Raw genomic sequence first — 869 nt, forward strand, 5'->3', positions numbered from 1 at the left:
CTAGTGTCCTGCACCAGGAATTCGTTGTAAATATGAGGCGAGTCGTTCCAGGATCTCGTCGGCGGTCTTGGTCCAGACGAACGGTGTGGGATCTTCGTTCCAGGCGGCAACCCAGTCGCGGATCGATTTCTCCAGCGCTACAACACTTTTATGGGATCCGCGGCGCAGTTGCCGATCGGTGAGCAGTGCGAACCATCGTTCGACCTGGTTGATCCAGGACGAGTAGGTCGGCGTGAAGTGCATATGGAAACGCGGATGTGCGGCAAGCCATTTTGTGATGACCGGGGCTTTGTGGGTGCCGTAGTTGTCGCAGATCAGATGCACGTCGAGGTCGGTCGGTATCTCCTTGTCGAGTTCGATCAGGAACTTTTTGAACTCGGCAGCGCGGTGCCGACGGTGAATCGAACCGATCACCTCACCGGTGGCGACATCGAGGGCCGCGAACAGGGTCGTGATGCCGTGCCGGACGTAGTCGTGGGTGCCTCGCTCGGGCATACCCGGCATCATCGGCAACACCGGCGCAGACCGCTCCAGCGCCTGGATCTGCGACTTCTCATCCACACAGAGCACGATCGCGGACTCGGGCGGATCCAAATACAACCCGACCACATCACGCACCTCGTCCACGAACAACGGATCGTTCGATATCTCGAGCTCCTCGCTGCGGTGCGGCCGCAACCGGAACGCCTTCCAGATGCGACCGATCGAGGACTTCGACAGACCGGTTTCGGCGGCCATCGATGCCCTCGACCAGTGCGTGGCATTCTTCGGCTGCCGTTCCAGCGTCGCCACGATCACCCCCTCGACCTGTTCGTCGGTGATCGTGCGCGGCCCACCCGGCCGCGGCTCGTCACTCAACCCGGCCAACC

General features: G+C 61.3%; 1 protein-coding gene. It reads right to left on the reverse strand.

The window, feature by feature from the left end:
* Nucleotides 1-869 (reverse strand): IS630 family transposase (locus ON20_RS25765; protein ID WP_040839600.1); only part of this gene is annotated, 869 nt, incomplete at its 5' end.

It is taken from the genome of Nocardia brevicatena NBRC 12119, from assembly GCF_000308495.1.
GTDB lineage: Bacteria > Actinomycetota > Actinomycetes > Mycobacteriales > Mycobacteriaceae > Nocardia > Nocardia brevicatena.